The 8,314-nt window shown below is 70.5% G+C and carries 4 protein-coding genes and 1 pseudogene; 4 read left to right on the forward strand and 1 reads right to left on the reverse strand.

Features of this window, described 5'->3' with window-relative positions; genetic code table 11:
• From RJ05_RS31400 to RJ05_RS14035, 4 genes and pseudogenes are all read left to right on the forward strand, one after another.
• Positions 1–399, forward strand: a pseudogene (locus RJ05_RS31400) (XRE family transcriptional regulator); the annotation flags it as partial.
• 125 nt (positions 400–524) lie between these two features.
• A complete protein-coding gene (locus RJ05_RS14025) occupies positions 525–2,114 on the forward strand; it encodes a TIGR02677 family protein (RefSeq protein WP_051016561.1) in 1,590 nt (529 codons plus the stop codon).
• On the forward strand, positions 2,111–3,625 hold the full coding sequence (locus RJ05_RS14030; RefSeq protein ID WP_036537609.1) for a TIGR02678 family protein: 1,515 nt from the start codon (positions 2,111–2,113) through the stop codon (positions 3,623–3,625). Before RJ05_RS14025 ends, RJ05_RS14030 begins: the two co-directional genes overlap by 4 nt.
• Positions 3,626–7,858, forward strand: coding sequence for a TIGR02680 family protein (locus tag RJ05_RS14035; protein ID WP_036537611.1), 4,233 nt, complete (start codon positions 3,626–3,628; stop codon positions 7,856–7,858).
• 153 nt (positions 7,859–8,011) lie between these two features.
• Here RJ05_RS14035 and RJ05_RS31405 read toward each other — a convergent pair.
• Positions 8,012–8,314, reverse strand: a 303-nt coding sequence (locus RJ05_RS31405; protein WP_036537613.1) for a hypothetical protein, incomplete at its 5' end; no start/stop codon positions are given.

Consider the following 8,314-nt stretch of genomic DNA (forward strand, 5'->3'; position numbering starts at 1 on the left):
CGGCTCGATCACCCCACCGATATCGACAATCATTTCGTGGTCGATCCGCAGAAATTCGATTTCTACGCGATGGATTGCTGCCGGGTCGCCGGCGACGACAAGCTGGCCGAGACCTACGCCAGGCAGGTGATCGCCGACGCCACGCGCGCCGACGGTTCGCTGCGCAATCCGATGCGGGTGTCGGAGGCTCATCTGACCCTGGCCGTGGTGGCGGTGCGGCAACGCGATCTCGAACGTGCTCTCGACGAGGGCATGCAGGCGTTCTCCGGCAAGCGGCGGTCACTGCCGTCGCTGATGTGGATCGCCGGCGAGGTGGCCCGCGAGATCATCGAGCGCTTCCCCGGTGACCCGCGCACCCGGGCCTACCTCGATCAGCTGCGCGCGCTCGCACCCGACTGAACGTCCCAGCAGCGCTCACCCGAACCAGCCGATACCCGGAGCGAACACCGGCATACCGGACGCGGCCACGCCGAACGGGGGTTCTTCGCGCCGGTAGCGATCGCCCCGCTATTACCCTGTTCCCGGTGACCGATTCCGTCGACGGCTCCCCGAGCACCGAACCCGTGTACCGGGACGAGCGTCTTCGGCTGTTCTCCTTCGCCACCGCCGAGAAGCGCGCCGACTACCTGCGGGTCCTGGACGCTTTCGATCGGGCGCGCGCGGCCTATGTGGTGTTGCTGCACGCCGACGACGTCGCCGGCTGGATCGCTGCCGCGGAGAAGCCGGGCGGCGAGGCCGCCACCGAACTGACCCGGCTGACCGCGGCCGAGATCGGCCCGCTGCTCGACCAGCTGCACCGCTGGGGCGTGCTCGAACGCAGCTATGACGGATCCCGGGCGGCGACCCTGGCCGAATACCGCAACCGGCACTTCGTGTACCAGTTCGCCCAGGCCGGGTTCCAGGCCTACCGGGCGGTCGCTGGTGTACTGGAAGCCCGGCTGGATGATGTGGCGCTGCCGCGGCTGGTGCTGCCGGAACTGCTGGCCGACCTCGAAGCCCTGGCCGAGGCCAATCGGGGCGCCGATGCCGAACGCGTCTATCGCACGCTGCGCAGGCTCGATATCGCCCTGACCGATATGGCCGGGCACGCGGCGCAGTTCTATCTGTCGCTCGGTGACCTGGTCCGCACCACCGAGATCACGCCCGAAGCCTTCCTCGCCCACAAGGACGCCCTGCTCGCGCATATGCGCGAATTCGGGCTCGACCTGGCCCGATTCGCACCTCGGCTGGCCGCGGCAATCCTCGCGGTGGAGGCCACCGGGCTCGACGAGCTGATCGAACGCGCCGCGCGCTGCGATGAACGGGTATTGCTGAGCCCGGCACGGCGGCAGGCGGATTGGCGGTCGCGCTGGGAAGGGTTGCGCACCTGGTTCGTTCCGGCGGACGACGTCGCAGGCGCGAGCACCGAAGCCGAGCGGCTGCGGGAAGCCACCATGAGCGCGATCGCGGCGGTGTTGTCGCTGCTGCGGCGGGTCACCGAGACCCGCAAGGGCGGGGTGAGCAGGGAGTCGGCGCTGCGGCATCTCGCGGCCTGGTTCACCGCAGCGCCTACCGCGGAGGCTGCCCACGCCCTCTTCGACGCGGTGTTCGGACTGGGGCGTCCGCGTCATCTGGCCACCGAACATCCGGACGCCGATATCGTGCCGGCGATCCGATCCTGGTGGGAAGCACCACCCTTGGAGATCTCGCGGACGCTGGCCGAGACCGGGCGACCGCCCTCGGCCGGCGCGCCCGCTCGGATCCACCGCAATGACGCGGGGATTCGCCGGTTGCGCGAAGCCCAGTTGGCGGCCCAACGCGAGCGGGCCGCGGCCGCGCGGTCGCTGGCCGGCGCCGATGTGCACGAGCGGGTGCTCGACGAGCGCGAGACCGAGGTGCTGTTACGGCTGCTCGACGCCGCCTCGACGGCATGGGTGCCGGTGAGCGGGCGCGTCGGCGGGACCACCGGGTCCGACAGCGGCGTCACGCTCACCGTCTCCGCGCACAGCGGTTCCACGGTGGTGCGCACCGCCGCCGGGATGCTGCATCTGAACAATCGCAAGCTCGAGGTACGCCAGACCACGCGCGCTGCGGCCCGTGAGGTCGCGACGGGCACCGAGGGGGATCGAGCATGACCGCACACCGGCGCATCGACGCTCTGGCGCTGGACAACTATCAACGTGCCGCGCGCGTCGTACTGGCCAATCACCTGGTGACCCGCACCTATCCGGATCGCATCGCGCTGCCGCTGGTGCGGCGCTGGGCCACTGAGCTGCGCGAGGATCTGGCGGAGTTGTTCGGGTACCGGCTCGAAGTCACCGAGACCACCGCGCGAGTGTTCCCGGTGCTGGATCGGCTCGATGCGAGCAGGCCCGCCCGCACTCCCGCCGACCGGGTGTTCGATCGGCGCCGCTACGCGTACCTGGCGCTGGCGCTGGCCGCCCTGGGCCGAGCCGGCGATCAGATCACCCTGTCCGAACTCGCGGATCAGGTCGCGGTGTACACCGCCCAGATCGACGGCCTGGAGCTGGCGACCGAGCGCGCCGCCGACCGCGACGCCTTCGTCGATGCGGTGGGCTGGCTGGCCACCCGCGGTGCGTTGACCCTGGCCGACGGTGACGCGAGCGGCTGGGCCTCGGACCCGGCCGCAGGCGAGGCGCTCTACGACATCGATCGCGCGGTGGTGTTCGCGCTGTTCCGACCGCCGCGCGCCTTGCAGCACCTGCACAGCGTCCACGGGCTGCTCGGCGAACCCGCCGGGACCGGCCCGGCCTCGACTCGCCATGCCGAAGCGGCGCGACTGGTGCGGCGGGCATTGGTCGAGCGGCCGGTGGTGTACGCCGCCGACCTCGAGCCCGACGAAGTGCCACTGCTGACCCAGGATCGGATCATCGCCGAGGTCGAGCTGTTCACGGGTCTGCGGGCCGAACGCCGCGCCGAGGGTGTGGCTTTGATCGATACGTCCGGGCGATTGTCTGACGTCCGGTTCCCCGGCACCGGCACCCTCGCCCAGGTCGGCTTGCTGCTCGCCGGTGAGATCGCCGATCGCGTCCTCGATATCGATGATCCGATCGCGCGGCGCACCGGGAGCACCGAGCCCGCGTCCTCGCTCGCGGCCGATCTCGACGCGGCGATCCCGCAGGAATCGGTCTTCGAGCCGTTGAGTGAATTCGACACCGCGCCCACCGAATCCGACGAGCCACCCACCGAGCCCGTGCCGGAACCGGAATACCCGTTCGTCGAGACCGCCTGGATCGATGAGACCGTCCGCGCGCTCACCGATCGTTACGGCGCCACGTTCGCCGCTCAATGGCAGGCCGACGTGCCAGGGTTGACCAGCGAGGTCACCGCCTTGCTCGAACGACTGCGGTTGATCGTCCGCGTGCCTGGCGGGGTGCTGGTGCTGCCCGCGTTGGCGCGGTACCGAGGAGCAGTCGTCACCGTACGGGCGAAGAAATCTGCCGAGCTGTTCGTCACCGCGGCGGAGACGTTCCCGTCCCCGGGCACCGCCGAATCGAACGACAACGGGGAAGCGGCCGTGGACAGTGCCATCCCGGGCGCCGCAGCCGCGGCGGTGCACAGCGCCGAGGACCGACCTCACCCAGAACCCGTGCTGGACACGGCCGGTACGGAAGGAGCCGAGTAGATGACGCTCATTCACGGCGGGGTGCGATTCGTGCCCACCCGCGCGGGGATCGTGAACCTGTGGGACTACCGCGATCAGGAGTTCTGCTTCGCCGACGGCCGGTTGGTGCTGCGCGGGCCCAATGGTTCCGGTAAGACCAAGGCGCTCGAGGTGCTGTTCCCGTTCGTTCTCGACGGGCGGATCGAACCGCGCAGGCTCAACCCGTTCGCCGGTGAAGAGCGGACCATGAAGTCGAATCTGCTCTACCGCAAGCAGGAATCGGCCTACTCCTACGTGTGGATGGAGTTCGCGCGTGGCGACTGGGACGACCCCGAGGTGGTCACCGTCGGTATCGGCATGCGCGCCACGCGGTCCTCGGACAAGGTGACGCGCTGGTACTTCGTCGCCGACGGCCGGGTGGGCGTGGACTTCTCGCTGCTCGGCCCCGATGACCGGCCGTTCACCCGTAAACAGCTGGCCGAGCAGATCGGTTCGGATGCCATCGTGGACCGTCCGGTGGAGTACCGGGCCGCGATCGACGCGCGCATGTTCGGCCTCGGGCAGCAACGCTACGACCAGCTCATCAACCTGATCCTCACGCTGCGTCGCCCACAGCTGGCCAAGAACCTCGATCCGCGCGGCCTGTCGCAGGCGCTGACCGATGGTCTGCGGCCGCTGGACGAGCAGCTGATCATGGACGCGGCCCGCTCGTTCAGCGATATGGAGGAGGTCGGTCGCACGCTGGCGGGTCTGGTCCACGCCGACACCGCGACCAGGGACTTCGTCGCCGTCTACCGGAAGTACCTTGCGGTGCAGGCCAAGACCGACGTCGATCAGGTCGTCACCCGGTTGGACGCGGTCACCCATGCCTCGACCGCGCTGTTCGCGGCGACGGCGTTGCGTGAGCGCCGTGAGGGCGAGCGCACCGCCGCCGAAGCGCGCGCCGAGGACGCCGACCGCGCCTATGAGCAGGCGATCGCCGATCGGGAGACGCTGCAACGGTCGAGCGCCTACGAGGGCAAACAGCAGCTCGACGATCTCGCCGACGCCGTGCGCCGGCTGGAAGTGTCCGCCGGCGCACATCGCGACAAGGCGGTCAAGGCCGCGCAGACGCTCGACCAGCGCGCGCAGGAGGCCGAACGCGCTGCCGCAGCCGTCGCCACCACCGCCGCCGCCCTCGCCCGGGGTGAAGACGAATTGCGGTCCGCCGCCGAGGAAGCCGGCATCGCGTGGTCACCGCTGCCGGACGGGTCGCGGGCCGAACAGCTGACCGCCGCCGTGCGCGGGCACGCAGAGGAACGCGACGCCGACGTGCGCGCCGTCCGCCAGGCCCTCGGGCTGCTCGACACCGCGACCGCCGAGCGGACCAGGGCCGAACGCCTCGCCGACCGGGCGCGCACCGCCCGCGACGAGGCCGCCGCCGAGATCGCCCGCGCCGAAGCCACGGTGGCCGTCGCTCGCACCGAAGCGAGTGCCGCGCTGCGGGAGTGGTGGTCGGCGCACCGCGAGGTGTACGCCGCCGACGGCAACGACATCGTCGACGCGCTGGAGACCGCGCTCGCCCGGACCGGCGCCGACGAGATCGCGGGACTCTCGGAAATCCTGGCCGAGCATGCCGAACCGCTACTCGACGAGCTGCGCACCCGCCGTCAGGAAGCCAAGACCCGCGCGGGTGCCGCAGCCGAGCAGGTGCGCGAGCTCACCGCCGAACGTGATCGGGTTGCCGCCCAGCGTGACGACGCTCCCCCGCCCTCACCCACGCGCACCGACTCCCGCGACGGACGCCCGGGCGCACCGCTGTGGCAGCTGGTCCGTTTCGCCGACAACGTGCCTGCCGAGGAGGCAGCCGGTATCGAATCGGCGCTGGCCGCAGCCGGTCTGCTGGATGCCTGGGTGTGCGCCGGCACCGACCGGCCGGTCGAGTTCGATTCCGAGGTGTACCTGGTCCCGCTGCCGGAACATGAGCGTCCGACCGGCCGCACCCTCGCCGATGTGCTCGTCGTGGAGGACGACTCCGACGCGCTCGAGGTCCCGCGCGCGGAGGTCGCCGATGTGCTGGTGTCCATCGCTCTGGACGCCGGCGCCCGGACGAACTCGGGCGAGTACGGGCCTGCTGGCTCCCGCCCGGTTGCTGCCGACCAGGTCACCGTTTCGGCCTCCGGGCACTTCCGCAGCGGTATCCAGCTGGGCCGGTACCGCAAACCGCATGCCGAGTTCATCGGGAGCACCGCCCGCGCCCGCAGGCGTGAATTGCGTATTACCGAACTCGATCAGGCCATCGAGGCCGCCACCGCCGCTCAGCGCGCTGCCGCCGACGAAGAGACCGAGGTGAGCGCGCGGCTGGCCCGAATCAGCGCCGCCGCCAAGGCTTTGCCCCGGCCGACCGGTGTCACCGCTGCGTTGCGGGCCGTGTCCGAATGTGCCGGCATGCTGCGCTCCAAGTCCGAGGCCGCCACCCAGGCCGAGGCCGATCTCGACCACGCAGTGGGACAGGCGGCTGCGGCGGAGAAGGCGTTGCGCACCGCGGCCGTCGCGCACCGCACTCCGCGTGAGGCCCGCGAACTCGACGCCCTCGCCGCCGCGATCCGGCATTTCGAGAACACCGGCACGGGTTTGCTGCGGCTGCGCGCAGAATACGAGCGCGACCGCGAACGCGAGCGCGAGGCGGCCGACCGGCACGGCGAGGCACGCGATCTGGCCGAGGCGTTCGCCGAGGAGGCCGAGGCCGCGCAGGCCGGGTTCGAGGAACAGTCACGCAAACTCGAGACCCTGCGCGAATCACTCGGCGCGAGCGCCGCCGATATCGACCGCGATCTCGAACAGGCCCGCGAACGCATCGAGGCGGCCCGGGCCGAGCAGAAGGCCGCGCGCAAGGCCGCCAACGCGGCAATCGAAGCCGTCGGCGATGCGGAGGCCGCATACCGGACCGCCCACGAATCGCTGGGCACCGCGCTCACCGAGGTGCTCGCCGATGTGCGCGCGCTGGCGCCCTACGCCCAGCCCGATCTGCTGGCGTTGCTCGGCGCGAACACCGAATGCCGGTGGCCCAGCAGTGAAGCGGCGTGGTCGACGCCGGATCAGCTGCTGTACCGGATCGCTTCGGCAGGACCGGAATCGGAGCCTTCGGTGCTACCCGACGAGGTCGCCGAACTGTTCGCCGAACTGCGTACCGCGACCGAGTCGGTGCGCGCGACCGAAGCGGGCCGCAAATCCACCCGCAGCGCGGTAACCACGGCGCTCCAGGAATTCGACGCCGCCTTGGCCGCCTCCGGCCGCGACTACCGCGTGCACTGGGACGCCGCCGACGGGCTGACCGTGGTGCGGGTACACGACGAACACGGCGTCGCCCCGCTCGCCGACTTCGCGACCCGCGTCGACGCCGCCCGCCGCGATCAGGAACTCCTGCTCACCGACGCCGAACGCCGCATCCTCGAAGACGCCCTGCTCACCGGCCTGGCCCAGCAGATCCACGAACGCACCAGCGACGCCCGCGAACTCATCAGCCGGATGAGCGCGGAGATGAAGCAGCGACGCATGTCCTCCGGCAACACCATTGGCGTGCACTGGCTGCTCGCGGACGGTTTGTCCGACGCCGCACGCGCGATGTGCAAACTGCTCGACCGCGACACCTCCGCGCTGAGCGCCGACGATCTGGCCGCGATCCGAGCCCATTTCGCGTCCGAGATCCGGGCCGCCCGCGCCGCCCACCCGGAACGCTCCTATCCCGAGATCCTCGCCGCCACCCTGGATTACCGCACCTGGCGGGTGTTCTCGTTCACCCTGATCTCCGCCGACGGCACCGAAGACCGCCTCACCGTCGCCCGCCACAGCGCCCTGTCCGGCGGCGAACAATCGGTCTCCCTGCACCTGCCGCTGTTCGCCGCCGCCCACGTCATGCTCGACTCCGCCGACCCGCAGGCCCCGCGCCTGCTCGCCCTCGACGAAGCATTCGCCGGCGTCGACGACAACGGCCGCAGCGAACTACTCGGCCTCAGCGTCCAATTCGACCTCGACCTGTTCATGACCGGCTACGACCTGTGGATCACCTACCCCCACGTCCCCGCCTGCGCCCACTACGACCTCGCCCACTCCACCGCCGAGAACACCGTCAGCGCCACCCTCCTCGTCTGGGACGCCGGCGACCTCCTCGCCGAACACGACGGCACCGACCTCACCACCGCCCTCCACTCCCCCAACCGGTGCCGGTTGCCCCATTCGATCCATGGAGGGTTGCCGTTGGAACCCGTCGCGTGAATCGCCGGACCACCGTCGCGCGGACACCCGGCAGGGCCACCACATCCGGCCGGAACTCGCCCCCTCATTCCCCATCCGGCCACCAGATCGCCAACGCCAGCACGAGCAGCGGCAATCCGATCGCGACCGCGAACCCGCCAATCTCCCACCAGCTCACCGCCCGGACCCGACCGTCGCCCACCTCGCGAACGACAGGCGCGGTAGCACCACTTCAACGTCGGCAATCTCCATCACGCTGTTCAGTTCCAGCGGGCTGAGATGCTCTGGTGCGGGCAAGATCACCACCTCCGCTTGCGCATTGCGTACCTGGTCGGCCACGGGAAGCACCGAGAACCGATGCGGCCAGACCACCCGATACCCGAGCTTCCGAGCCAGGCGTTGAATCTGCGCCGCATCCCAGTCGGGGGCGGTGCTCACGTCGTGGTCGATCCATCCGAACGCGATCGGATTGTTCAC

Origin of the sequence: Nocardia cyriacigeorgica NBRC 100375 (genome assembly GCF_000308555.1) — a bacterium.
Lineage (GTDB): Bacteria > Actinomycetota > Actinomycetes > Mycobacteriales > Mycobacteriaceae > Nocardia > Nocardia cyriacigeorgica.

Bases quoted from the DNA above. Each gene is read 5' to 3' on its own strand.
- RJ05_RS14035 (WP_036537611.1), top strand. From the start codon at position 3,626: ATGACGCTCATTCACGGCGGGGTGCGATTCGTGCCCACCCGCGCGGGG.
- RJ05_RS14030 (WP_036537609.1), top strand. From the start codon at position 2,111: ATGACCGCACACCGGCGCATCGACGCTCTGGCGCTGGACAACTATCAA.